The sequence below is a fragment of the Sphingobacterium sp. SG20118 genome, from assembly GCF_044740685.1.
Lineage (GTDB): Bacteria > Bacteroidota > Bacteroidia > Sphingobacteriales > Sphingobacteriaceae > Sphingobacterium.
This window is the reverse complement of record NZ_CP172826.1, coordinates 4,043,450-4,069,761: the sequence shown is the minus strand read 5'-3', so window position 1 is coordinate 4,069,761 and position 26,312 is coordinate 4,043,450. Positions and strand designations below refer to the sequence as shown.

15 protein-coding genes, 6 tRNA genes and 2 pseudogenes are annotated in these 26,312 nt (G+C 36.7%); 19 read left to right on the top strand and 4 right to left on the bottom strand.

Annotated features, from left to right (window positions below):
- Nucleotides 1-81 precede the first annotated feature (81 nt).
- Both panD and panC read right to left on the bottom strand, forming a co-directional pair.
- Nucleotides 82-432 carry an aspartate 1-decarboxylase gene (panD, locus tag ACFX5U_RS18755; RefSeq protein ID WP_038700979.1) on the bottom strand — a complete coding sequence of 117 codons (351 nt, stop codon included), beginning with the start codon at nucleotides 430-432 and terminating at the stop codon, nucleotides 82-84.
- A 57-nt stretch (nucleotides 433-489) separates the two neighbouring features.
- Nucleotides 490-1,335: a pantoate--beta-alanine ligase gene (panC, locus tag ACFX5U_RS18750; RefSeq protein ID WP_400261723.1), complete on the bottom strand. Its 846-nt coding sequence runs from the start codon at nucleotides 1,333-1,335 to the stop codon at nucleotides 490-492.
- A 152-nt stretch (nucleotides 1,336-1,487) separates the two neighbouring features.
- On the opposite strand from panC, the gene ACFX5U_RS18745 reads away from it, so the two are divergent.
- On the top strand, nucleotides 1,488-2,312 hold the full coding sequence (locus tag ACFX5U_RS18745; protein WP_038700976.1) for a glycogen/starch synthase: 825 nt from the start codon (nucleotides 1,488-1,490) through the stop codon (nucleotides 2,310-2,312).
- 268 nt (nucleotides 2,313-2,580) lie between these two features.
- Nucleotides 2,581-3,060, top strand: coding sequence for a 2-C-methyl-D-erythritol 2,4-cyclodiphosphate synthase (ispF, locus tag ACFX5U_RS18740; protein ID WP_038700974.1), 480 nt, complete (start codon nucleotides 2,581-2,583; stop codon nucleotides 3,058-3,060).
- On the opposite strand, the gene ACFX5U_RS18735 is transcribed toward ispF, so the two are convergent.
- A complete protein-coding gene (locus ACFX5U_RS18735; RefSeq protein ID WP_038700972.1) occupies nucleotides 3,057-4,274 on the bottom strand; it encodes a TCR/Tet family MFS transporter in 1,218 nt (405 codons plus the stop codon). The genes ispF and ACFX5U_RS18735 overlap by 4 nt on opposite strands.
- A 445-nt stretch (nucleotides 4,275-4,719) precedes the next feature.
- Between ACFX5U_RS18735 and ACFX5U_RS18730 the strand changes: the two are divergent.
- Nucleotides 4,720-6,973 (top strand): annotated as a pseudogene (locus ACFX5U_RS18730) (transglycosylase domain-containing protein).
- A gap of 72 nt (nucleotides 6,974-7,045) precedes the next feature.
- Nucleotides 7,046-8,848 (top strand): excinuclease ABC subunit UvrC, encoded by a 1,803-nt coding sequence (gene uvrC / locus ACFX5U_RS18725; RefSeq protein ID WP_400261722.1) that lies wholly within the window; start codon nucleotides 7,046-7,048, stop codon nucleotides 8,846-8,848.
- Nucleotides 8,849-8,957: 109 nt separating this feature from the next.
- Here uvrC and era read toward each other — a convergent pair whose 3' ends face one another.
- Entirely contained in the window at nucleotides 8,958-9,836 is an 879-nt protein-coding gene (gene era, locus ACFX5U_RS18720; protein WP_280565473.1) for a GTPase Era, read from the bottom strand.
- A gap of 114 nt (nucleotides 9,837-9,950) precedes the next feature.
- Between era and ACFX5U_RS18715 the strand changes: the two genes are divergently transcribed.
- The 15 genes and pseudogenes from ACFX5U_RS18715 to cysS all read left to right on the top strand — a co-directional run bounded on the left by ACFX5U_RS18715 (nucleotide 9,951) and on the right by cysS (nucleotide 26,282).
- Nucleotides 9,951-10,023 (top strand) — tRNA-Met (locus ACFX5U_RS18715).
- Nucleotides 10,024-10,063: 40 nt separating this feature from the next.
- A tRNA-Met gene (locus ACFX5U_RS18710) sits at nucleotides 10,064-10,136 on the top strand.
- A 39-nt stretch (nucleotides 10,137-10,175) separates the two neighbouring features.
- Nucleotides 10,176-10,248, top strand: a tRNA-Met gene (locus ACFX5U_RS18705).
- Between the two features lie 39 nt (nucleotides 10,249-10,287).
- Nucleotides 10,288-10,360: transfer RNA gene (locus tag ACFX5U_RS18700), tRNA-Met, on the top strand.
- Nucleotides 10,361-10,399: 39 nt separating this feature from the next.
- Nucleotides 10,400-10,472, top strand: a tRNA-Met gene (locus ACFX5U_RS18695).
- A gap of 39 nt (nucleotides 10,473-10,511) precedes the next feature.
- A tRNA-Met gene (locus tag ACFX5U_RS18690) sits at nucleotides 10,512-10,584 on the top strand.
- A gap of 379 nt (nucleotides 10,585-10,963) precedes the next feature.
- A complete protein-coding gene (locus ACFX5U_RS18685; RefSeq protein WP_400261721.1) occupies nucleotides 10,964-14,062 on the top strand; it encodes a SusC/RagA family TonB-linked outer membrane protein in 3,099 nt (1,032 codons plus the stop codon).
- Between the two features lie 18 nt (nucleotides 14,063-14,080).
- On the top strand, nucleotides 14,081-15,031 hold the full coding sequence (locus ACFX5U_RS18680) for a RagB/SusD family nutrient uptake outer membrane protein (protein ID WP_400261720.1): 951 nt from the start codon (nucleotides 14,081-14,083) through the stop codon (nucleotides 15,029-15,031).
- A complete protein-coding gene (locus ACFX5U_RS18675; RefSeq protein ID WP_400261719.1) occupies nucleotides 15,024-15,716 on the top strand; it encodes a RagB/SusD family nutrient uptake outer membrane protein in 693 nt (230 codons plus the stop codon). The genes ACFX5U_RS18680 and ACFX5U_RS18675 overlap by 8 nt, the downstream gene beginning before the upstream one ends.
- A gap of 298 nt (nucleotides 15,717-16,014) precedes the next feature.
- Nucleotides 16,015-19,092: a SusC/RagA family TonB-linked outer membrane protein gene (locus tag ACFX5U_RS18670; protein ID WP_400261718.1), complete on the top strand. Its 3,078-nt coding sequence runs from the start codon at nucleotides 16,015-16,017 to the stop codon at nucleotides 19,090-19,092.
- 20 nt (nucleotides 19,093-19,112) lie between these two features.
- Nucleotides 19,113-20,843, top strand: a complete 1,731-nt coding sequence (locus ACFX5U_RS18665) for a RagB/SusD family nutrient uptake outer membrane protein (RefSeq protein ID WP_400261717.1) — start codon at nucleotides 19,113-19,115, stop codon at nucleotides 20,841-20,843.
- A 179-nt stretch (nucleotides 20,844-21,022) separates the two neighbouring features.
- Nucleotides 21,023-21,595: a beta-N-acetylglucosaminidase domain-containing protein gene (locus ACFX5U_RS18660; protein WP_400261716.1), complete on the top strand. Its 573-nt coding sequence runs from the start codon at nucleotides 21,023-21,025 to the stop codon at nucleotides 21,593-21,595.
- Complete coding sequence (locus tag ACFX5U_RS18655; RefSeq protein WP_400261715.1) at nucleotides 21,543-23,177, top strand: beta-N-acetylglucosaminidase domain-containing protein; 1,635 nt, start codon at nucleotides 21,543-21,545, stop codon at nucleotides 23,175-23,177. Before ACFX5U_RS18660 ends, ACFX5U_RS18655 begins: the two co-directional genes overlap by 53 nt.
- 316 nt (nucleotides 23,178-23,493) lie before the next feature.
- Complete coding sequence (gene der, locus ACFX5U_RS18650; RefSeq protein WP_038700961.1) at nucleotides 23,494-24,795, top strand: ribosome biogenesis GTPase Der; 1,302 nt, start codon at nucleotides 23,494-23,496, stop codon at nucleotides 24,793-24,795.
- A gap of 19 nt (nucleotides 24,796-24,814) precedes the next feature.
- Nucleotides 24,815-26,282: pseudogene (gene cysS / locus ACFX5U_RS18645) on the top strand (cysteine--tRNA ligase).
- Nucleotides 26,283-26,312 lie beyond the last annotated feature (30 nt).

Below are 26,312 nucleotides of genomic sequence, written 5' to 3'. Positions count from 1 at the left end.
ATAAAAAAGCACTCGCTTAATATGAGTGCTAAATTATTGAAAATAAACGTATCTTTCTATTGAAAGTTTATTTTTAAGAGTTTATTTTATAAGTTGATTGTTGTCATCTGGAAAAACTAAGCTCGGAATATGTTTCTTGGCCTCTTCCATCTCCATCTGTGCATATGATATGATGATAACGATATCACCTACCTGAACTAATCTTGCTGCAGCTCCATTTAAACAAATAGTACCAGACGCTCTTCTTCCAGGAATAACATATGTTTCTAAACGAGCACCATTATTATTGTTAACGATCTGAACTTTTTCATTTGCAATAATATTTGCTGCGTCCATTAAATCCTCATCAATTGTGATACTACCAACGTAATTCAGCTCGGCTTGAGTAACCCGAACACGGTGGATTTTAGATTTCATTACCTCTATAAACATGTGACAAAGTTAGATTTTTCTTGTAAAAATGTAAAGCTAATAAGTATAATGTGACAATTAATTCAAAATCATATTATCAATAAGGCGTACATCCTCTACGCGTGCTGTTACAAGCGCCACATATTTTTTATTTGCGTCAATTGTATCGGCCTCCTGTAACGTGGTCGTTTCACATATAGCAAGATATTCCAATGCGATACCATCGCTTGCTTCTAACTGTTCAGTAGCTAGTATTTGTATTTCATGTAAGGGTTTGCTTGTAAAATTGTTTTTGATAAACTGGAGTGTTCGGAACAAAGCTAAAGCTTGATACTTACCTTTTTCAGAGAGGCGCATATTTCTAGAACTTAAAGCAAGTCCATGTTCATCTCGGATGATAGGGCAGAGTGCTATTGTAATCGGTAATTGCTTTACTTTAATCATATGTTCAATGACCATCACCTGTTGAAAGTCTTTTTGACCAAAACAAGCAATATCGGGTTGTACTAAACTAAATAATTTATAAACAACTTGGGTAACTCCCTGAAAATGTCCAGGTCTCATTTCACCTTCCCAAATTTCATCAAGTCCAGCTAAATTGATATGCCATTGTTCGTCTGGATCGGGGTACATTTCTTCGACGGAAGGTAAAAATAGCACATCGCATTTGGCAGCTTCTAATAAAGCAATATCTTGCTCTAATGGTCTTGGATATTTTTCTAAATCTTTGGGATCATTGAATTGCGTAGGATTTACGAAAATGCTACAAACTGTGATTTCGGATAACGGTTTTGCGTAATCCAATAACGAGATATGTCCCGCATGTAATGCACCCATTGTCGGGATAAGAGCTATTTTTTGCTTGTTGATTCGCGCTGTTTCCAGGTAATCTTGGAGCTCTTTTTTAGTCTTGAAAATTCTCACTTTTAGAAATTTTAATACAGGGCAAAAGTGGGGAATATATTTGTGATTATAAAACGATGATTTGTAATGAATTGCATAGTCGGGATATTTTATGTATCTTTGTAGACCGATTTTACTGTTCTAATAAAAAATAAAATAAATAAAAACTGGAGATGGCAAAAACGAAGATATTGTTTATAACCCACGAGATGTCGCCTTTCCTCGAATTAACTAAAATTTCTGAAATCACGCGTCAATTGCCACAGGCTATGCAAGAAAAAGGATTTGAAATCCGAATTCTTATGCCTCGTTTTGGTAATATCAATGAGCGTAGAAATCGATTGCATGAGGTGATTCGTTTGTCAGGCTTAAACATTGTGGTGGATAACAATGACAATCCGCTAATCATTAAGGTAGCTTCATTGCCTGCGGCACGTATGCAGGTTTACTTTTTGGATAATGAAGACTATTTTCAGCGGAAAAAAGTTTTTCGTGATGAGAATGGAGAATTTTTTAATGACAACAATGAGCGTTCTGTGTTCTTCTGTAAAGGAGCATTGGAAACGGTTAAGAAATTAGGTTGGTCACCGGATGTGGTACATTGCCATGGATGGTTCTCAGCGTTAGTTCCGGCTTATTTAAAGACAACATATAAAGATGACCCTACTTTTAAGGGAGCCAAAGTGATGTATTCATTGTATAATGAGGAGTTCTCAGGAACTCTAGGCGATAGATACAGAGAAATAGCTCCTGAAGGTGCGTTGACTAAGGATGATGTTGCCCCTTATGGAGATGGTAGTTATGTGAATATCTATAAAGGAGCGTTGAATTTTACAGATGTTGCAGTTATAGCAGAAGCTGGTGTAAACCCAGAGATACTTGCGTATGTAAATGAGAAGGGTATTCAAGTTTTCGAACCAAATGGTGATGATGACTATGAAGCTTTCAATGATTTGTTTGATCAATTTGCTCCTGTAGAAGAAGAAACTACAGTCTAAGGTAGCGACCATTATTGAAATTTTTAAAAGCGTCTAAGAAATTAGACGCTTTTTTTTGCTCTTTCGCAATGATGGATATAGTCCTATGTTGTAAAACATGCGGGTATAGGTCATGTTTTATTTAAAATTAGGTTATAAAATTGATGGAAGCACAGCGTATTGATGTCTGGTCTTAGAGATTTATGGGTATGCATATATGAGTATACAAATTGTTTTGGTAACCGAGTTTATGATGAGGAAGATAATTTAAAGTGTTACCTTAGCTATTATGAAAATTAAAGTTGGTTTTGGCTTTGATGTCCATCAAATAAAGGAGGGACATCCGTTTATATTAGGTGGTGTTGAATTGGATCACCATGCCGGTGCATTTGGTCATTCAGATGCCGATGTTTTAGCGCATGCAATATGCGATGCACTATTAGGTGCAGCTAATTTGGAAGATATTGGTTATCACTTTCCAAATACTGATGTGCAATGGAAAGGAATCAGTAGTTTAATTCTATTAAAGCATTGCGTTCGATTAATCGGAGATAAAGGTTATACAATTGGAAATATAGATGCAATGCTTTGTTTGGAAGCTCCAAAAATCAAGCCTTATATTGGCCAGATGAAGGAGAAGATCGCGGAAGCTGCGGGTATTTCCGTTGATGATATTTCCATCAAAGCAACCACCAATGAAACGATGGGATTTATCGGAAGACAAGAAGGTGTAGTCGCTTATGCAGTTTGTTTAATTGAGAAAGTTTAATTCTTCGTTTTATTTCTGAAAAAGAAACAGGCGACAATAAAACTTATTGCAGTGAGTACAAACCCCAAATAGAAAGGAGCTCCGGGTATATAGAGAGCTTCTTTTTTATCGGTAAAATGTGCAAATAGCCAACTCATTACCGGTGGACCAATGATGGCAGTAAGACTGATTATACTCGTCAGTCCGCCTTGTATCTGGCCTTGTTCATTTGCTGGTGTTTCATTAGAAACAAGACTTTGAATTGCTGTTCCTGTTATCCCAGCAAAAACGTAGGGGACAATGGCAACGAAAAGTAGCCAGGGAGCATATGCAGCTCCCATTAATGGCATTGCTATCATGTAGAGGGCGGATCCAATGAGAATGCTTTTTTCTAAACCCAGTTTTGGAATAATGATGCGTAGTAGTCCAGCTTGAACAATCGCAAGTAATGTCCCTATAAAACCTAATGATAGACCAACCATTCTTTCATCCCAATGATACCTTTCCATCGTATAATAAGACCATGTGCTTTGTACCGCATGAGCTGCAATATTAATTAAAAAGATACAAATAAACAGTTGTTTCAAGTGGGGGAATTTAGCGAGTTGTTTGAATGCACCAACTGGATTGGCATTTTTCCACTTGAAAGGTCTTCTATTTTCTTTCTTAAGGGATTCAGGAATGAAAAAGTAACCATAGAGAAAATTCATAAAACTAAGAATAGCAGCAGCATAGAATGGTATTCTGGCGCCATAATGCCCCAATACACCTCCTAATAATGGTCCAATGATGAACCCTAAGCCAAAAGCTGCGCCCAATAGACCAAAGTTTTGAGCTTTCTTTTCGTGCGAACTGATATCCGCAATAAAAGCAGCAGCTACGGTATAGCTCGCACCTGTTATACCTGCGATGAAACGGCCTATAAAGAGCCAAAGTATCGTAGGTGCCAACCCCATTAATAGATAATTCACTGAAAATCCTAGAAGCGAAATTAGGAGTATCGGTCTTCTGCCAAACCTGTCACTGAGATTCCCCAATACGGAAGCAAAAAAAAACTGGGTTAATGCATAACTAAACATCAGCAAACCGCCATAGCGTGATGCATCGCTTAGGGTGCCTCCAATTAACTCTTCAATTAATTTGGGCATCACTGGGATGATAATCCCCAAGCCAATAATGTCTATTAGTACAGTTGAAAAAATGAAGAATAAGCTTTTTGACGTGTTGACCTGCATACTGTTTTGTTATGGTTTTGAATAATTTAGAATCAAATCCTGAAACTTAATAAGTTAAGTATTCCTATTTATATCAATCTAAAGATAGCTGCCATAATTTATTTTTAAATCTAAACTAAATTTCTGAAATAACAAGCTAAGACTATATTCCAAATTATTATGGAGGAGAGTTGATATGGGATTTGAAATTTCGTATTTCTTATATTTATGCTTGTCTTATCGATGGGAGCCAGTTTATCAAATAATGGACACTATTTTTCAATGAAACAATGAAATCTTTTTTTGTGTTTTTTTGATGGATGTGGTGCCGAATGAAGATTCCTCAAAATATTTGTAATATCTTTGTTGTCATACATATAATCTTTGGCACATTATCTGATATTGTAGCGGGGAGTATAATTCATGAGATTTATTAAAAAGTAAAATTGAGAAAGAATAAGGTTCAATGAAGAGAGAATCAAAAAAAAACCAACTGCAACCAGAAGATATTAAGCGATACACACGTAACTTCTGGAAATTTATTATTGGAATAGTAGCTTTTGGATTTCTATTTATATTTAGTGTGCGACTGGGCTTGTTTGGTAAATTGCCATCTTTTAGTGATCTCGAAAATCCTAAAAGTAACTTAGCTTCAGAAGTTATAACAGAGGATAATCAGGTCTTAGGTACATATTACGTACAGAATCGTTCTAACGTGAAATACAGTGAGCTGTCTCCTTATTTAATACAAGCTTTGATTTCTACGGAAGATAAACGGTTTTATAATCATTCGGGAATAGATTATACACGTACTATTACAGTTATTTTCCACACATTGACAGGTAATAAACAGGGTGCTAGTACGATAACACAGCAATTGGCACTCAATTTATTTTCAGAAGGTCGGGCTAAAAGTGCCCCTAAACGTATTATACAAAAATTTCAAGAATGGATTACTGCGGTCCGCCTAGAACGTAATTATACTAAGGAAGAAATCATCACGATGTATTTTAATACTGTGGATTTTGGTGCATACAATACCTTTGGTATCAAATCAGCAGCACGTACTTATTTTAATACCACTCCAGATAAGTTAACTGCTGATCAGGCAGCTCTATTGGTTGGTATGTTAAAAGGCCCTGGGGTATACTCTCCAGTAAGGTATCCTCAAAACGCGCTAATACGTAGAAATACAGTTTTAGACAATATGAATAAAGAGAATTTCATCTCGTTAGAAGAGGAGGCCAGTGCTAAAGCTAAACCACTAGGATTAAAGTTGAGGATAGCCAACTATGGAGAAGGATTGGCACCTTATTTTCGTGCTGTACTTAAGGAAGAAATCAAAAAGGAATTTGCACGATTATCCATTACAAGGTCTGATGGTACGGCTTATGATTTGGATAGAGATGGGTTGAAAATTTATACAACGATCAATATGTCGATGCAGCAATATGCTGAAGAAGCGCAAAAAGAGTGGATGAAGTCTTTGCAGGTGAAATTCGATGCCCAATGGAAAAATAAGGATGCTTTTAAAGGGGATAAGGCTAAGCTTTTGACAACGGGAATGCGACGATCAGAGCGCTATCGCGTATTGAAGGAAAGTGGTCTTTCTGAAAATGAAATAAAGAAAGCATTTCAGGTAAAAGTACCGATGTCAATTTTTACATGGAAAGGTTCGGTAGATACAGTGATGACACCAATAGACTCCATTAGATATAATAAGTTGATGTTACGTAATGCGATGATGTCCATGGAGCCAAAGACAGGGCATATTAAAGCTTGGGTAGGTGGAATAAATTTTGAACACTACAAGTATGACCAAGTAAAGATGGGTACGCGACAAGTGGGTTCAACAGCTAAACCGTTTACATATGCCGTTGCCATTGATAATGGCTATTCTCCATGTTATAACATTCCTAATTATCAACAGACTTATGGGAAACTGGACACCAAGAGGGACCGCTGAAGGGGGAAACCCAATTACTTTGGCTAATGCGTTGGCTTTATCACAAAACTATGCTACAGCTTATCTAGTGAGTCAAGTAACCCCAGAGGCAGTTGTGGCATTAACGAAAAAAATGGGTATTACGAGTGAAATACCCAATTACCCATCCATTTCTCTTGGCGCATATGAAGCTTCGGTATTTGATATGGTGGGAGCCTATTCGGCTTTTGTTAATCATGGTACTTGGATAGAACCAAACGCAATCTCTAGGATTGAAGATAAAAATGGAACACCAATATATGAGAAGGCTCCGAAAGTGGTGAAGGCCTTGAATAGTGAGTCGGCATATATCATTGTTGATATGTTAAAGTCTGTTGTTTCCAAAGGAACAGGAAGAAGGATTCAATGGAAATATCATTTGACCAATCCTATAGGTGGAAAAACAGGTACAACCAATGATAATGCGGATGCTTGGTTTATAGGTATAACTCCCGAGTTGGTATCTGGTGTTTGGACAGGTGCTGAAGATCGCAGTATTAGTTTTGCTAATATGCAAGATGGTCAAGGTGCAGCTGCTGCTATGCCAGTATTTGCTTTATATATGCAGAAAGTGTATGCGGATAAAAAACTAAACTATACGAAAGGGGATTTTGAACTTCCGGAAGGAGGAATGAGTCGCGTTACGGACTGTTCTAAATATGGGGAAGGTGGCGGAGGTTCTGTTGATGACAGTTCTGGGGCCGAAACCTTAAACGATGACCGATTAGGATTTTAATTTTATAAAATATAAGTATTTAGCCAGGTAATTGAGTTTTTCGAAATTTGTTATCTGGCTTATTTATTGGGAATGAACGTGTTTGATTATAAAGAAGAACTTAAAAGGATACCACATAAACCTGGCGTATATCAGTATTTTGATAAGCAGGATGTATTGATATATATCGGTAAGGCTAAAGATTTAAGAAATAGAGTTGGATCTTATTTTGTAAATGAAACGCAATTAAATGGTAAGACTCGTGTTTTAGTCCGTCAGATCACTCGTATTGCTTTCACAATCGTCGATACTGAGGTGGATGCTTGGTTGTTAGAGAACTCTCTTATCAAGAAGCATCAGCCTAAGTACAATGTTTTATTGAAGGATGATAAGACCTACCCTTGGATTGTTATCAAAAATGAACGGTTTCCTCGAGTATTTTGGACACGGAAATATATTAAGGATGGGTCACGATATTACGGACCTTATGCCTCAACGGGGATGATGCATATTGTTTTGGATGTCATTCGTGACTTATTTCCTCTTAGAACCTGTAATTTAGCATTGACGCAGGAAAATATCTCAAGGGGTAAATTTAAAATTTGCCTTGAGTATCAAATAGGGAACTGTAAAGGACCTTGTGAGGGATACCAGTCTGAAGAAGATTATGATCAAAATCTTAGTGATATCAAAGATATTTTGAATGGTAAGATTGCCGTGGTTACTAATCGTATCAAAGAGCAGATGCTTGCGGCTGTTTCAGATATGAACTTTGAACAGGCACATGCATTTAAAATGAAACTGGATAAGTTGGACTCCTACCAAAGCAAATCTACGGTTGTTAATTCATCCATCACTAATGTAGACGTTTTTAGTATTGCTTCGGATGATAGTTATGCTTTTGTTAATTATTTAAAGGTTATGAATGGCGTTATTATTCAAACGCAGACCATTGAAATGAAACGTCGTTTGGATGAAACAGAACAAGAGCTTCTCGCTTTGGCTATTCCCGAAATTCGCGAACGTTTTAAGAGCTTATCGAGAGAAATTATCGTTCCTTTTGAATTGGATATACAAGAAAATGAACACATTAAATTTACGATTCCAAAGTTAGGAGAGAAACGAAAACTATTGGATTTATCTTTGAAGAATGTTGCTTTCTTTAAAAAGGAGCGATTGCTTCATTATGAAAAATTAAATCCAGATGTGCGTGTGGATCGGATTTTAAATCAGATGAAGAAAGATTTAAGGTTAAACGTATTGCCACAACATATCGAATGTTTCGATAACTCTAATATTCAAGGTAGTTATCCTGTATCGGCTATTGTTGTGTTTAAAGATGCTAAACCTTCAAAAAAAGATTATCGCCATTTTAACGTAAAAACTGTTGTAGGTCCGAATGATTTTGCAACGATGGAGGAAGCTGTATACAGGCGATATAAGCGTGTTCTTGATGAAGACGCAGGATTGCCGCAGTTGATTATAATTGATGGGGGAAAGGGGCAGTTAAGTGCAGCACTGAAAAGCTTAAGATTGCTTGGGATAGAAAAACAAGTGACTGTAATTGGTATTGCTAAAAGATTGGAGGAATTATATTATCCAGGGGACCAATATCCACTCTATTTGGATAAAAAATCGGAAACCTTGAAAATTATTCAACACTTGCGGGACGAAGCCCATCGGTTTGGGATTACCTTTCACAGGAATCAGCGCAGTCGTAAAACTTTTGTTTCAGAATTGGAGGAAATTCCAGGAATCGGGAAAACAACAGTGGAAAAATTACTGACAACTTTTAAGTCTGTTAAGAAAATCAAAGAAGCTCCAGAGGAAGAGTTGAAAAAAGTGTTGAATTTAAAACAATTACAAGCACTTTTGACTTATTTCAATCGTAATTGATCATCGTTCAAAGTTTTGTAACTATACATAAAAAGCCCCAATAAACGTTTTTCGTTATTGGGGCTTTTGTATGTTGATTGCTATATTATTTAAAAATATTACCTTGTTTTTAGTCGTCGTAACCAAATCTTTTCAAGTAATTTTTCTTACTTCTCCAATCGGGTATTACTTTAACAAAAATCTCTAAGAAAACTTTTTTGTCAATAAATGCCTCAATGTCTTGACGTGCATAGGTACCGACTTTTTTAATCATTGCACCACCCGTACCGATGATGATATTCTTTTGAGAATCACGCTCGACGATTATCTCTGCTGCGATACGTGTTATTTTTGGTTCTTCTTTGTAGGATGTAACAATGACCTCAGTACTGTATGGAATTTCTTTGTCATACAGTTTGAATATTTTTTCGCGAATCATTTCCGATACAAAGAAACGCATCGACTTGTCTGTTAATTCATCTTTTTCATAGTACGGAGCGTGTACAGGAAGTTTTTCTTTGATATAGTCCATCACCCCTGTAATGTTATGATCGAGAAGAGCTGATATAGCAAAAATAACTTCAGGATTGATGGTTTCTTTCCAGAACTCCACTTTAGCCATCACTTCTGCTTCGTTAGACTTATCAATTTTATTTATTAAAACAGCGACAGGAGAGGTTGTTTTCTTTAATTTTTCAATAACATCACTTTCATCATATTTTTCATTGATATCTGTAACAAGTAAAATAATGTCCGCATCGATTAGCGATCCTTGGACAAAATTCATCATTGATTCTTGTAACGAATAGTTTGGTTTGATGATACCCGGCGTGTCTGAAAAGACAATTTGGTGCTCCTCATCATTCACTATTCCAATAATGCGGTGTCTTGTTGTTTGAGCTTTAGGAGTGATGATTGACATCTTTTCACCCACTAAAGCGTTCATTAGCGTAGACTTACCTGCATTAGGTTTTCCGATGATGCTTACGAATCCTGCTTTATGCGCCATTTTTTTTAATTTAATTAGGATTACAAAGAAACAAAATATATCTTTGTGCTCCAATTCGGAGGTAAAGATATCTTGTTTTTTTACATTAAGAAGCAAGATTGACCAAAAATATATTGCGGGATGGAGCAGTTGGTAGCTCGTCGGGCTCATAACCCGAAGGTCATCAGTTCGAGTCTGATTCCCGCTACTATAAAGAGTCTTTGAAAGACAGGACTCTAAAAATACATTGCGGGATGGAGCAGTTGGTAGCTCGTCGGGCTCATAACCCGAAGGTCATCAGTTCGAGTCTGATTCCCGCTACTAAAAGAGTCTTTGAAAGACAAGGCTCTAAAAATACATTGCGGGATGGAGCAGTTGGTAGCTCGTCGGGCTCATAACCCGAAGGTCATCAGTTCGAGTCTGATTCCCGCTACTAAAAGAGTCTTTGAAAGACAGGACTCTAAAAATACATTGCGGGATGGAGCAGTTGGTAGCTCGTCGGGCTCATAACCCGAAGGTCATCAGTTCGAGTCTGATTCCCGCTACTAAAAGAGTCTTTGAAAGACGGGACTCTAAAAATACATTGCGGGATGGAGCAGTTGGTAGCTCGTCGGGCTCATAACCCGAAGGTCATCAGTTCGAGTCTGATTCCCGCTACTAAAAGAGTCTTTGAAAGACGGGACTCTAAAAATACATTGCGGGATGGAGCAGTTGGTAGCTCGTCGGGCTCATAACCCGAAGGTCATCAGTTCGAGTCTGATTCCCGCTACTCATGAAACCCTTAGTCAAAAGCTAAGGGTTTTTCTATTATACAAAATTTTTTCATTCCTATTTTCCTGTTTTATCCGTTTTTTATCGATTGTCGTTCCAAATTGGCTTTCCGATTCTAATTGATATTTGGATGTTTATTCGAAAGGATATACTGCTGTTAAGTATTTATTAGTTAGTTTTTTACAGTTTATTTGTATAGAATATATACATCGAATCATTGAACGCTTATTTAGTTGCTTATGCAATATGTGCAATCGATTGTTTGAAGTTGTAGCTTTTTTATATGGTAATATAAATTTAATATTGTGTTTACAAACCGTTATTTCGAGAAGTAATACAGAGTTTAAAATCATTATTTACATTTATTATATTAATCTATGAAAAGAAAAGCTACCATACTTTCTTTTGCTTTATCTTTAGTTATGAGTGCAACTTTTGCGCAAAAAATTAAAGTGAAAGGTAGTGTTACAGATGACAGGGGAAATGTTTTGTCAGGTGTAACCGTTACTGAGAAAGGTACAGGCAATGCGACCGCTACCAATACAACCGGCGTTTTTGAATTAAATGCAGAAACGGGTAAAACATTAATTTTTAATATTGTTGGTTACGATCCTAAAGAGGTTGTTTATACGGGCGGTAATTTAAACATTTCATTAACTTCTTCCAATACAGCATTAGATGAGGTTGTTGTTGTTGCTTTTGGTACACAAAAGAAAGCAAATTTAACAGGATCTGTAGCCTCGATTACACCGAAACAATTGGCAGATAGACCTGTTACCTCATTACAAAATGCTTTGCAAGGGATTTCTCCAGGTATTACGGTTTTAAACCGTCCAGGTGAGGTAGGAAAATCGTCTTCAGGTGCATCAGCAAATGCAGGCGGTATTACGGTACGTGGTCGTTCCAATTTAGGCTCTCCATCACCTATGTTTATTATCGATGGTATACCTGCAACAAGTGCTGAATTCTCCGCTTTAAGCCCTAATGATATTAATAGTATGTCGGTCTTGAAAGATGCTGCTTCAGCTTCTTTATATGGCTCTCGTGCTGCAAATGGTGTAATATTAGTGACGACAAAACGTGGTGGTGGTGATCGTGCTGTAATTGGTTTTAATGCTAATTATGGTTTTCAAAGCGCATCTTATTTACCAGAATTTGCTGATGCGGTCGGTTATGCTGAGTTGTATAATAAGGCAATGAAAAATGCGGGTAAAGCACCTACATTTTCAGATGATGTGATTAATAAGTTCAAAAATCAAACTGATCCAGATTATTATCCAAATAATGACTGGTATAAAGAGGTTTTAAGATCTTCAGCTCCTCAACGCGACTTTGGGTTGAACGTGAACGCTCCAGGTAAAATTACGAATTACTATTTGGGATTAAATTATTTTGATCAAGAATCTTTAGTACCAGGACGTAAGCAAGATCGCATCAATATTAAATTAAATACCAATACAAATGTAATAAAGGACCTGTTGACTTTTAATACTAACGTTTCCTTTTTAAAACAAGATTACGACCGTAGTGGTAGTCCGATCAGTTGGGTTGAAATGGGAAGAGCCTTGCCTTTTACAGCTATTAAACAATCTGATGGTTCATGGGGCTCTATATCAAATGGAGTACCTAATGGCAATACAACGAAGAACAATCAATTAAGAGCTATTACTGAAGGTGGAAGAGGAAATAATCGTGATAATTATTTGCAATTAGCAGCGAACGCCTCCTTAACGCCTATGAAAGGACTATCTATTGATGGAGCCATTTCATTGAAATATTCAAATGCAAATTCATTCGATTTTATTAATAGAACGCCAAATATTAATATTTTTAATACCAATACTCCTTTAGATAAAACGGGTACACCAATCAATGAATTGAAGGAGGTTTGGGGTAAACGTCAAGAATTGTTAATACAAGGTACAATTAATTACGAACGGAAGTTTGGAGATCATTATGGTAAGATGACTGTAGGAGCCTCTGAAGAGTCTAATGTATACAGAGAAGCTTTTTTAGGAAGACAAAATTTTGTGAGTAATGATGCTTCTGCTATTATTAATGGTAGCTCAGGAGAAATCAGTAAAGATGATAAAGGTTTAGCAAACCGTACCACTCAGGATGAGTGGGCATTACGTTCATTCTTTGGACGCTTTAACTATTCTTATCAAGATAAATACCTATTCGAAGCAAATGCTCGTATGGATTATTCATCTCGATTTGCACCAGAGGTTAGAAGAGCTGTCTTCCCATCGTTCTCTGCAGGATGGAATATCAACAAAGAATCTTTCATGGAGGATGTATCATGGGTTGATTTATTAAAACTAAGAGGGTCTTATGGTACTTTAGGTAATCAAGATGCTGTAGCGATTGGTAATTATTATAATTTATTGGACCGCTATGCTGCTTATAGTTTCGATGGCATAGCTGTAGATGGATTAGAACAGCAGTATGGAGCCAACCGTTTAGCACTTTGGGAAAAAGTAACGATGTCAAACATTGGTTTAGATGCAACATTTTTAGGTGGTAAAATTAATTTCGTTGCAGATTACTTTGTTAAAAAATCGGATGATATCCTATTGCAACCAGCGACTTTATTGACGTATGGATTTGACAAAAAGCATACGCCATATTACAATCAAGGAGTGACGCAGAATAAAGGTATTGAAATCGCATTAACTTACAATGGTAAAGTTGGTGAGGATTTTACATATTCCATTTCGGGTAATATGTCTAAAATTAAGAACACCATTCTTTCTCTTGGCAATGTGAACGAAATCATTGAAGGTTATTACATTAACCGTGTAGGTGGTTCAGTGGGTGATTTCTTTGGTTATAAAACAGATGGTTTATTCACTTCTGAAGATCAACTGAAAGGAATTGATTATTCAGCAGCAGGTGGTGCACCAGAAGTTGGGGATATCCGATATGTAGATATCAATGATGATAAGAAAATTGATGCTAATGACCGTACGATCATAGGTAATGATGTTCCTTGGTTTACTTATGGGTTTAATTTTCGTGCAGGCTATAAGAATTTTGACATTGATGTGTTGACTTATGGTGTTGGAGGAGTGAAAACTTATATGGAAAGTGAAGCTGTTCAACCGTTTTTTAATGGCGGTAATATTAAAAAAGCTTGGCTAAATGGTTGGTCTGAAGAAAATAATGTATCTGATGCAGATTTCCCACGTATAACTTTAACAGATGCTGCTCCTAACAATTACAAAACTTCAGATTTTTGGTTGTTTAGTGGTAATTATTTTAGAATTCGTGCCATTACTGTGGGATATACATTCCCTCAAGAGGTGTTAAGTAATATTAAAATGTCACAATTGCGCTTATTTGCCTCTTCTAACAATCCATTTACTTTTATGGCAGACAAACGTCTTGGTGATTTTGATCCTGAAACAGGTTCTGGAAGAGCAAGTTACCCGGGTGTTAAAACTATTTCCTTCGGTTTAACAGCTAAGTTTTAATTTTTTAATAGAAAAGCAATGAAAAGACATATTTTATATTCATTATTAGCAACGACATTACTTTTTGGGGCATGTTCAAAAGATTTTTTAGATCGTACACCGGCTAACAAAGTTGCAGAAGAAGAGTTTTGGCATACTGAAAATGATGTTAAACTAGCTGTAAATGCGATTTATGGTAAATTAGGAGACGCAATGTTTGATGATGGTGCTTCTGATTTAACGCATGCAAAAAATCCATGGGAAAGTGCTTCTACAGAGATTTCGGCAGGTTCAATTGGTTCCGACCGAGATGCAGGTTGGAATTATATTCCGATTCGGACGTGTAACTATTTCTTGGATAACGTGGATAAAGCGGTTATGGATAGCGAATTAAAAGAGCGTTATAAAGCTGAAGTGCGTTTCATTAGAGCTTATACTTATATTCCAATCGTTCAGAAATTCGGTAACATACCATTAGTTACTAAAGTTTTGACTAGAGAGGAGTCTAATGTACCCCAAGCGCCTAAACAAGAAGTCTTAGATTTCTTATATAATGAATTGGAAGAAGCTTCAAAAGTGTTACCTATTTCTTACTCTTCTGAAAAAGGTAGAATAACAAAAGGGGCTGCTCTGGCGTTGAAAGCGCGTCTATACTTGATGGAAAATAATTGGGAACAAGCTGCCATTTCAGCGAAAGAAGTAATGGGCTTAGGTTACTCCCTATTTAGGGCTAATACAGAAGATGCTCGAAATCAGAAAGATAATTATGCAAAGTTTGTAGATTTTGATAATGCTGCAGATGAAACTAACTTCAGATTAGGTCTTAGAAGTTATGAAGGAATTTTTCAGTATGAAAATGAAGGTAATTCTGAAGTTATTTTAGATAGACAACAAATTCGTGTTACACAGTCTCATCTTAATAATACATTACTTTTGGATGCATCAGTAGGAGGGTGGAGTTTCTTTAACACCCACTCAGAATTTGGTTAATTTATATTATAATTATAAAACTGGTCAACCAGCGCAAGTGGCAATCAATGAGATTCGTGCTGAAAATTATGCGAAAAGTGATAAGTCTGATTTTATAAAAGAATTTAAGAACAGGGACCCTCGTTTTTATGCTTCAATTTTATTTGAATCAGCACCTTGGAATGCCTTGACTTCTTCTGGAGATTATGTGTTTTCTTGGCCCAAAGGATCTACGAATACTTCTCTAACGGGTTATAATTTTAGAAAATTAGTTGATCCTTATTCACAAAGGGAAGATGTTGATTCATATGTCAATATTATTTTAATTCGCTATGCTGAAATTTTGTTAACATATGCTGAGGCTCAAAATGAATTGACAGGTCCTGATGCTTCTGTATTTGATGCTTTGGATCAGTTACGTGTTCGTGCGGGCATGCCGAAAGTGGATCGTGCTGTTTATGCTAGTCAGGATGGATTAAGAGAATTGATTCGTAATGAAAGAGCCGTAGAGTTGGTCTTGGAAGGGTCTCGTTATTATGATATTCGTAGATGGAAAATAGCAGGAGCTGTAATGAATAATATCTATGATATTACAAATGGTTTAGCTCAGAAGCGTGTTTGGGATCCTAAATTGTATTTATTGCCGATTCCACAGTCTGAAATTGACCTTTCTTATGGTGTATTAAAGCAAAATGAAGGTTATTAGTTCCTTTTAATATTGTTCAAAAAGCAGGTATCTCACAGATACCTGCTTTTTTTATGTGTTATACTTGATGCTTAAGGTGTAGTCGTCGTTATAAAGGTGCTAAAATGGTCGTTATTTTTGATGAATTGTTCTGTTAGTTCTTGTTAACTATATATTAGTTAGCATTGCAATCGATTGCATTAATTTGCGCAATCGATTTCGTTGTATATTAAATTTATATTAAGTAATCTTTACACTATTTTGCAGGATATAAATTATGATAATTAACTAATTCACTGATTATCTTGATATTAATTTTATGAAGAAAAGATTTACAAAACCTTTTTTTGCAACTAATTTTTATCCCGTAACCTCGGCTTTGATGTTGGCTCTTGTAGCTCCGACTATGGTTCAAGCTAATGATTATGGTGATTCGATTAGTGCAACAAGTAATAGTTTGCAAGAGCAAGTTTCTGGTACTGTTACTTCGAGTACTGGCCCAATAAGTGGTGTTACTATTCATGTTAAAGAAAATTCGACAACTGCTACTTCTACTGATGGAAGCGGACGATTTTCCATTAAAGTAACTGCTGGACAGACCTTAGTGTTTACCGCTATCGGATTTAATTCCGTTGAAAAGAAGGTGGAAGGTGCATTTTTAAATGTACGCTTGGATGAATCCAATCAAGCATTAGAAGAGGTTGTGGTTGTCGGTTACGGTACCCAAAAAAGGGAAAGTTTAACAGGTTCATTGCAGACCGTAAAAGGTGATCAATTAAGAGATGTTACTTCTCCTTCTGTCGAGAATATGTTGAATGGTAAAGCTTCGGGTGTATATGTGGCGCCAGGAACTGGCAAACCAGGTGCAAAAGGAGGGGTGGTTATTCGTGGTCAAGCTACTTTAAGTGGTACTACGAGTCCATTATGGGTAGTAGACGGTGTAATCTTGGGTTCAAGTGCTGGTGATTTAAACCCAGATGATATTGCTACTTTAACTATTTTGAAGGATGCAGCCTCAACAGCAATCTATGGTTCGCAAGGAGCAAATGGAGTAGTCGTGGTAACGACTAAAAATCCATCAGTAGGTAGTACTTCCATCAATATTTCTTCAAAAGTAGGCTTTAATCAGCTTACTAATGGTAATATGAAGATGATGAACGGTGCTGAATTGTACGATTATTACGCTACTTTTCCGAATCAATCAGATATTAAATTTTCACGTTGGAATCAAGATTTGAGGAATAGTGATTTTGACTGGTGGAAAGTGGCGACACAAAATGGTATTACCCAAAATCATAATGTTTCGATCCAAGGGGGTACAGAGAAGTTAAGGTCATATATGTCTGTGGGATATTATAATGAGGTTGGTGCCGTTAAAGGATATGAATACGATCGTTATAATTTCCGCTTAAACACAGTTTACAAGCCTTATGAATGGTTGACTGTTAAACCAACCTTAGTAGGAGCAAAGCGTGGGGTTGATGATAGGCAGTATTCTACTACAGCTATGTACACCAATTTGCCATGGGATAGCCCATACGATCAGAATGGTAATTTAGTGCCTCATCGTTATAACGGTTGGGTGAACAATTCAAGCACGAATTACTTATACGATCTGCAATGGAATAAAGAATCCAATACCAATTATGAATTTAATGGTAACATGGATTTTGATATCAAATTTAACAGTTGGTTGACGTTTTCATCGGTCAATAACTACCGTTATAATAGCTTTTCTAGAGCAGGTTATATCGATCCGCGCTCCAGTGATGGTTTAAGTGTACAAGGTCGTTTAACCGATTATCGATCGGAATATGCACGTCGTTATACCAGTCAGATTTTGAAATTCAATAAGTCTTGGGGTAAACATGCGGTAAACGCTTTAGCAGCGTATGAATTTAATGATTATTGGTCCAAATCGTTAGATGTTTATGGTACAGGATTTATTCCAGGTTTTGAGGTACTAGATGTTGTTTCTTTACCGGAACGTGCTCGTGGCGGAATCACGGAATGGGCAGTACAATCTGTGTTGTCTAATGTGAATTATGCTTATGATGGTAAATATTTAGGACAAGTTTCCTTCCGTCGTGATGGAGCTTCTAACTTTGGTACCAACGCACAATATGGTAACTTTTTCTCAGTAAGTGGGGGTTGGAATATCAATCGTGAGAATTGGTTTAATGCGGATTGGGTTGATAATTTAAAATTAAGAGCATCCTATGGCTCTGTTGGAAATCGCCCAAGTGCTTTATATCCACAATATAGTTTGTACTCCATTAGCCAAGGATCGGGTTATAATGGAATTCCTGGGGCATTGATCAGTCAGATTGGAAATCCGGATTTAACTTGGGAGCGTACTTTTACGACTGGTTTTGGTGTGGATGCTTCTATGTTCAATAATCGTGCTCGCGTTAGTGTAGATTATTATGACAAGAATACCGATAATATCTTATACCAAGTGCCGATTAGTGGTGTGACTGGTGTGACTAGACTTTGGAAGAATGTGGGTAAGATGCAGAATAGAGGTATCGAACTTACTTTAGGAGGTGATATCATTCGTAAAAATGATTTGACTTGGAGTTTAGATTTAAATATTGGTCACAATCAGAATAAATTGACTGAATTGATTAAAAGTAGAAATGCCGATGGTAGTTTTTCTGTTAAGCCAATTACGATTGATGATGGTCTAGGTCTTTCAGGTACTGCGGAAAGAGTCTTATATCCAGGGCTTCCGGTAGATACATATTATATGCCGATTTGGGCGGGTGTCAATACAGAGACTGGTGCACCCGAATGGTATAAAGAAGTGACAGATACAGATGGTACCATTACTCAAGTTAAGACCTCAAATTATGCACAGGCGACCTATCAAGAGGCAGGAAAAGCATCTCCAGACTTATTTGGTGGTATCAATACAAGTGTAACCTATAAAAAGTTTGACTTAAATGCTTCGTTTGGTTATTCAATTGGTGGACAAACCTATAATTACGCGCGTCAGGAATATGATTCTGATGGGGCATACATCGATAGAAATCAAATGAAATTGCAAGATGGCTGGAACCGTTGGGAAAAACCAGGTGATGTTGCGACACATCCCGTTGCTTCTTATGGTAATAAAAGCAATAGCAATAAAACATCATCGCGTTACTTAGAAGATAACGATTTCTTTAGATTACGTGCATTGACTTTGGGATATAATTTCAAATTGGAGCAGTATAAAGTTAAAAATGTACGTGTGTTCTTTACAGGAGAGAATTTGTTCACCATTACGAATTACTCTGGTGTAGATCCTGAGATCTCGATCAATGAAGATACTGGAAAAATCTTAGGTTCATCAGGACCTTCAGTCTACCCGGCTACACGTAAATTTATGTTTGGTCTTAATGTTACATTTTAATCACAACAGGTAAGATTTTTATGAAAAAGTTATTATTAATATTAGTAGCAGCAGCTACTGTTACATCCTGTGATATCGATCGCTTATCAAAAGGTTCGATGGATTCAGATGTCATTGTGAATAACCCAGATGCTATGATTACAGGTAGCTATGGGCAGTTAAAAGGGTGGTCAGATGTGATGCACCGCTTAGGCGAGTATGCAGGCGATAATATGATGATTAGAGGCTCTTCAACAGATGCTTTTTATGAATTCCTTTCGTATTCAAGAACAGCTAACAATTGGCGCTTAACAAGTTTTTGGGATGCTGGATATAAGGCTATTGCACAATCTTCCAATGTGATTAAAATGTTGGAAGAGGGAACTGATGCGACAATCGATAATCAGTTGGGTGAATGTTATTACATCCGTGGGATGATGTACTTCTATCTTTCTCGTGCTTTCGGACGTCCCTATTATCAAAACCCAGAAACCAATCTTGGTGTGCCTATTGTAAATGGGACACCAGATGATATTTTTGATTTGCAACTTCCAGATCGTTCGTCGGTGAAAGATACCTATGAACAAGCAATCAGCGACTTAAAAAAGGCAGAGACATTGCTAACTATTAATAAAGGTAATGTATATGCTTCGAAAGGTGCTGCTCAGGCAATGTTATCACGCGTGTATTTATATATGAGTGGTACATATCAATCTCCGAATGCTGAATATGCGCGACTATCTGTAGAGTATGCAGATAAAGTCATCAACTCTGGTACATATTCCTTATTGAATAGAGAACAGTTTATGAAATATAATACCTTCACTCCTGAGAGTAATAACGAGACCATCTTTGCAATTAAAAGAGTTGCCTCTGAATTCTCTGGTGGTGACCATTACGGTGGTATTGGTGGAATGTATTCGAATATCAATGGAGTTGGTTATGGAGAAATGTACGCGAGTGAAAAGTACATTAATTTGTTGAATGAAACTGGTCGTAACGATTGGCGTTCGGATCAGTTCAATTTGGTAGATGCTCGTGCAGCATTTATTGAGCCTACCTATGCTCAAGATGAAATAACAGGTAAGAATACAGAGGTTTTCCGTTTTGTAAAAGGAGGTAAGGAAAGTTCATTGAGTTATGCACAGTTTGTAGTTGAACGAACAGGAAATAGCATTATCGCAGTTGAGGTAATACCGAAAACAGCGACGAAAGATGAGGAAAGAATACCATATGTAATGACAGTTATTGATGCTTCTCAAGGCTTATATAGTGTGAAATACAAAGATGGCAAGACATATGAAGGATTATTGGATTATTATATTTCATTGAATAATGGTTATCCTCAGTTTTACATCACAAAATGTTCTAAAGAAGGAGAGAACACGCAATTACATTCTCCAATTATCAGTAGGTTGGGTGAAGTCTATTTAAATCGTGCTGAAGCACAGGCGAAGCTAGGAAATTACAGTGCTGCACTTTCAGATTTAAATACGATCAGAACACGTTCGATTGTCAATGGTGCATATGCTTCTTTGAATGCTTCAAATGCAAGCAAGTTGATCGATAAAGAGCGCGAATTGGAATTAGCGTTTCAGGCAGAGCGCAGTTATGATGTTTTCCGTAATGGTGAAGCATTAACGCGCCATTATCCTGGACCTCATAATCAATTTGAGGATATAGCAGCTACCGATTTCCGTGTCGTATACTTTATACCACAGACTGCGATCAATTCGTATTCAGGAGTATTAACCCAAAATCCGACACAATAGTATTTGAATTTCTGATTATTATATGAATGGCTTTGCAGTTTTGCAAAGCCATTTCTTGTTAGTACTATTTTAGTATGGTCTGTTATTTTATGCAAACGATTTCATGACTTTTCTACTTGTGACATTCAGCCTATAGCGTTATACTTGTTTTTACTTTAATCAATACTCAATTTTCAAAAATGACCATATTACCCAAATTTTTAATTTTATTTTTTGTCACGCTATGCCTATCTATAAAGAGTCAAGCGCAACAAATTTATCCCATACCGCAAAAAACAATTTTAAAAGTAGGGCGTATACCTTATCAAGGGATACAATTAAAAGGGAAAATGGGTACTCATGTTTCTTCGGTGCTCGCTTCTTATGTAGAAAAATCGGGTATTCCAGTTCGTTTTAAGAAGTCAAAAAAAGCAATTGGTAAGGAGGGATATGAGCTGCAGGTTCATTCAAAGTTCATTCTGATAAATTATACAACCGAGCGGGGTGCTTTTTATGCTGCCCAAAGCCTAAAACAACTTTTAGATGATGCCAAACGGACTTCATTTTTGCAGAAACAGACCATACAGGATTTTCCTGATGTTGCCTTTCGTGGTACAGTAGAAGGGTTTTATGGGGAACCTTGGAGTTTTGAAGATCGTGTTGCTCAATTGAGATTTTATGGTGAATGGAAAATGAATACTTACCTTTATGGTCCTAAAGATGATCCTTATCATTCATCACCCAGTTGGAGAGAAACCATATCCATTAGATGAAGCGAAGCGTTTACAAGATTTAGTGCGTATTGCAACGGAAAATGAAGTTGATTTTTATTGGGCAATTCATCCAGGAAAAGATATTAAATGGAATGAGGCGGACAGTTTGGCTGTATTGCATAAGTTTGATTTAATGTATAATTTGGGTGTGCGTCACTTTGCAGTATTCTTCGATGATATCTCTGGGGAGGGAATAAAAGCAGAGAAGCAAGCTGGTTTATTGAATTATTTACAAAAAGAATTTGTAGATAAAAAGCATGATGTGGGTGCATTAATCATGTGTCCAACGGAATATAATAAATTGTGGTCAAATCTAGAACCGAATACTTATCTGGATATTTTGGGAGATCAATTGGATAAAAGGGTTGAGATTATGTGGACTGGTAATTCTGTCATTCATGATATCACCAAAGAAGGCCAAGTTTGGGTAAATAATAGAATTAAACGCCCTTCGTTTGTCTGGTGGAATTTTCCAGTAAGTGATTATGTTCGTAATCATCTTTTATTAGGACCTGTTTATGGATTGGATAAAGATATAAAATCTGACATGTCGGGTTTTGTTACCAATCCGATGGATAAAGCCGAAGCTTCTAAAGTAGCAGTTTTTTCAGTAGCAGATTATTCTTGGAATACACAAGCCTTTGATTCAAAAGCCTCTTGGTTGCGCGCCATACATGAAGTACTGCCTGATGTGGAGGCATCTTATGCCTTATTTTCAAAACATAATACAGATCCTGGACCGAGTTATCATCAGTATAGACGTGTTGAATCTGAAGACATTAGTCCGATACTAGACAGTTTATTGGCTAAAACGCCACAATTAACGGATTTCCCCCTTGAGTTATCTCCGTTTAATTTAGCTTTATTGCGAACTGAGTTTTCGAAATTCGCTCCAGCGGTTCATGATATTTTGAATAATTCGAAAAATCAAAATTTGATAACTGAGATAAAACCTTGGTTATTACATTTCGAAAGTTTAGGCCATGCAAGTTTAGCATTGTTGGATTTATTGGCTGCGAACGACGACCAGCATGCTTATGCTCACTTTTTGAAGTTACAAACTGAGCGGAACAAATTGGTGGATATTGACAAAAACAATAATCGAAATCCATACCAACCGGGTATAGTTACGGGGAGTCGTCATATATTACCATGGGTTGAAAAGTCCTATTTTCATTTTGCGCAATTATTCCGTAAAAAGGGCTTCTCAGTACCTGACGCTATTGACCAGGCTATTGGGAAAGTACTAACAAGTTTAGCGCCATTAAAGGCTTTGCCTGTTTTAAACGATGTAATCGCAGGAAATAAACCACAGCCCGTACTGAAGCTAAGTCCATTGTTGGAAGTTATTAAATTAAGCCCTCAAGATTTTATTGGTCTAGAAATTACTTCTCCTCAATTTTTAAAAGAAGTGCATCTTGATATTGTGCCAAAACAAGAAGTTTTGAAATTGGAATATAGTGAGGATGGTAAAATTTGGTCTCCAAAGAAAACATCTCAATCGAAGATGGTCAGGATAATTAATTTGTCAGATCATGTTGTTGATATAAAACTTCAGAAATTTGAAATCGTATTGCAATAAGTAAATCCTTTATCAAAATGTAAAAAGCCCTCCAAAATAAGCGAGGGCTTTTTTTTGCATCCTAGGTTAAGATATGCATAGGAGTACTGTAAAGATAAAAAATGACGTTAAAGAAAACTTTACATTACTTACTGGTAGCAAGCTTGTTCAATCTCGAATCGCATTATAGGGAAGTTCCGCAAAAAAATGCTATTGTTTACGATTAGATTAGATTGGTTTCCAAAAATACCAGGTATAATGTGTAACTTTGCCAACTGAGTTAAATCGTATTTAAATAAGTTGCCGTGAGGTAACGAGAATAATATATAGTAAAAATATGGCAAATATTGTTGCAATTGTAGGTCGTCCAAATGTTGGGAAATCCACGCTTTTTAATCGTCTGACGGAGAGTAGAAAAGCTATTGTTGATGACTTTAGTGGAGTGACGCGCGACCGTCACTATGAAACGGCAGAATGGATTGGGAAAAAGTTTACAGTAATTGATACTGGTGGATTTGTACATGGCTCGGATGATGTATTCGAAGAAGCAATTCGTGATCAGGTCCATATCGCAATAGAAGAAGCATCTGCGATTATTTTTATGGTAGATGTAACAACAGGTATTACGGATCTAGATGATGAAATCGCGGATCTTTTAAGAAGAAGTTCTAAGCCTGTATACGTTGCTGCAAATAAAGTTGACCATGCAAAATTACACCATGATTCTGCAGAATTCTATGCCTTTGGTTTAGGTGAAATTTATAATGTTTCTTCTGCTACAGGTTCTGGGACAGGAGAGTTATTAGATGCTGTTGTGTCTACTCTTGAAGCTGAATTTGAAGATGACACCTCACTACCAAAATATACGATTGTAGGTCGTCCAAATGTTGGTAAATCCTCTTTGACAAATGCTTTGTTAGGTGTGGAACGTAATATTGTTACGCCAGTAGCTGGTACTACGCGCGATTCGATTCGTATTCATTATAAGCAATTTGGTCATGATTTCTTGCTTATTGACACCGCTGGATTACGACGTAAATCAAAGGTGAACGAGGATATTGAGTTTTATTCTGTGATGCGTACAATCAAAGCACTGGAAGATTCAGACGTTGTTATTTTGATGTTAGATGCGAATGATGGCATTGAAGCTCAGGATATCAATATCTTCCATTTGGCTGAGAAAAATAGAAAAGGAATTGTAATTGTTGTCAATAAATGGGATACCATTGAAAAAGACAATAAAACGATGAAAGATTTTGAAGCGCGAATCAAAGAAAAATTAGCTCCATTTACAGATGTGCCTATTGTTTTTACTTCAGTTACAGAAAAACAGCGTATTTTCAAAACATTAGAGGTAGCTGCTAAGGTATATGAAAATAAAACGAAAAAGATACCAACTTCAAAACTGAATGAAGTGATGTTGCAGGTAATTGAAAATTACCCGCCACCAGCTTTAAAAGGTAAATATATCAAGGTAAAATATGTAACACAGTTACCTGGACGTACACCTATGTTTGCATTCTTCTGTAACTTACCACAGTATGTGAAAGATCCTTACAAACGTTATATTGAGAACAAATTACGTGAACACTTCGATTTTGAAGGTGTTCCACTTCAAATTTATTTTAGACAAAAATAGAAACTGATATTTTCTAGACATGGAAAACAATCTTTATTTATACAATACGCTAACACGTAAAAAAGAAAAGTTCCAACCATTACATCCCTCTTTAGTAGGGATGTATGTTTGTGGGCCTACGGTATACAGTGATGTTCACCTTGGAAATTGCCGGACTTTTGTGTCTTTTGACTTGATTTTTCGTTATTTAAAACATCTTGGATTTAAAGTCCGATATGTGCGGAATATTACAGATGCCGGGCATTTGGAGGGGGATAATGACGAAGGAGATGACAAATTTGCAAAAAAAGCAAAATTGGAACAACTGGAGCCAATGGAGATTGTGCAGAAGTATACACTTGGTTTCCATGATGTATTACGTCTATTCAATACACTTCCTCCAAGCATAGAAACCTACTGCTACAGGACATATTTCTGAACAAATTGAAATGGTGCAAAAAATCATCAGCAATGGATATGCTTATGAGCGTAATGGTACTGTTTACTTTGATGTGGAAAAATATGTTAAGGATTACGATTACACTATTTTAACCAATCGTAAGCTAGAGGATATGTTGAATAATACACGTGAACTTGGTGGCCAAGATGAAAAACGTGGAAGATTGGACTTTGCACTTTGGATAAAAGCCAAACCTGAGCACATCATGCGTTGGCCTTCACCATGGAGCGTTGGTTTTCCAGGTTGGCACATTGAATGTTCGGCGATGAGTCGCAAATATTTAGGTGACCAATTTGATATTCATGGCGGTGGCATGGATTTAGCAGCTACGCATCATACGAATGAAATTGCACAGTCTGAGGCTTGTAACCACACAGCTCCAGCCAAATATTGGATGCATACCAATATGCTGACGGTAAATGGAGCTAGAATGTCCAAATCTTCTGGTAATGGTTTTTTACCTCATCAGTTGTTTACTGGTGATCATCCTTTGTTAGAACGGGGATATTCACCGATGTCCGTTCGTTTCTTTATGCTTCAAGCACATTATAGAAGCACGCTAGACTTTTCTAATGAAGCCTTGGATGCGGCAGATAAAGGATTTAAACGCTTAATGACAGCTATTAGTCTGCTGGATAAATTGAAGCCTTCTAAAGGGAAATCTGCAGTAGATATAGCTGATTTACGTGCAAGATGTTATGCGGCAATGGATGACGATTTTAATAGCCCTATTCTAATTGCAGAGCTGTTTGAAGTTGTTCGGTTGATTAATTCTATCTATGACGGAAAATCTGCAATCAGCGCAAGTGATTTGGAAGAGTTGAAATCATTCTTGCAACATTTTGTTTTTGATATTCTTGGTCTTGAAAATGATTTAATATCAAATAATGATGGTATTGATGAGGTCATGGATATTGTTATTAAATTGCGTGATGGAGCAAAGCAAAATAAGGATTTTGCAACTTCAGATCGTATTCGCGAAGAGTTGAATGCTATCGGAATTCAATTAAAGGATAGCAAAGATGGCACACTTTGGAATAAGATTTGATAGTTAGTGTCCAAATTAAATAAAGACATT

Excerpts from the sequence above, each read along its gene's own strand:
- panD (WP_038700979.1), bottom strand. The coding sequence starts at position 432 with ATGTTTATAGAGGTAATGAAATCTAAAATCCACCGTGTTCGGGTTACT.
- ACFX5U_RS18745 (WP_038700976.1), top strand. The coding sequence starts at position 1,488 with ATGGCAAAAACGAAGATATTGTTTATAACCCACGAGATGTCGCCTTTC.
- ispF (WP_038700974.1), top strand. The coding sequence starts at position 2,581 with ATGAAAATTAAAGTTGGTTTTGGCTTTGATGTCCATCAAATAAAGGAG.
- ACFX5U_RS18735 (WP_038700972.1), bottom strand. The coding sequence starts at position 4,274 with ATGCAGGTCAACACGTCAAAAAGCTTATTCTTCATTTTTTCAACTGTA.
- uvrC (WP_400261722.1), top strand. The coding sequence starts at position 7,046 with ATGAACGTGTTTGATTATAAAGAAGAACTTAAAAGGATACCACATAAA.
- era (WP_280565473.1), bottom strand. The coding sequence starts at position 9,836 with ATGGCGCATAAAGCAGGATTCGTAAGCATCATCGGAAAACCTAATGCA.
- ACFX5U_RS18685 (WP_400261721.1), top strand. The coding sequence starts at position 10,964 with ATGAAAAGAAAAGCTACCATACTTTCTTTTGCTTTATCTTTAGTTATG.
- ACFX5U_RS18680 (WP_400261720.1), top strand. The coding sequence starts at position 14,081 with ATGAAAAGACATATTTTATATTCATTATTAGCAACGACATTACTTTTT.
- ACFX5U_RS18670 (WP_400261718.1), top strand. The coding sequence starts at position 16,015 with ATGAAGAAAAGATTTACAAAACCTTTTTTTGCAACTAATTTTTATCCC.
- ACFX5U_RS18665 (WP_400261717.1), top strand. The coding sequence starts at position 19,113 with ATGAAAAAGTTATTATTAATATTAGTAGCAGCAGCTACTGTTACATCC.
- ACFX5U_RS18660 (WP_400261716.1), top strand. The coding sequence starts at position 21,023 with ATGACCATATTACCCAAATTTTTAATTTTATTTTTTGTCACGCTATGC.
- ACFX5U_RS18655 (WP_400261715.1), top strand. The coding sequence starts at position 21,543 with ATGATCCTTATCATTCATCACCCAGTTGGAGAGAAACCATATCCATTA.
- der (WP_038700961.1), top strand. The coding sequence starts at position 23,494 with ATGGCAAATATTGTTGCAATTGTAGGTCGTCCAAATGTTGGGAAATCC.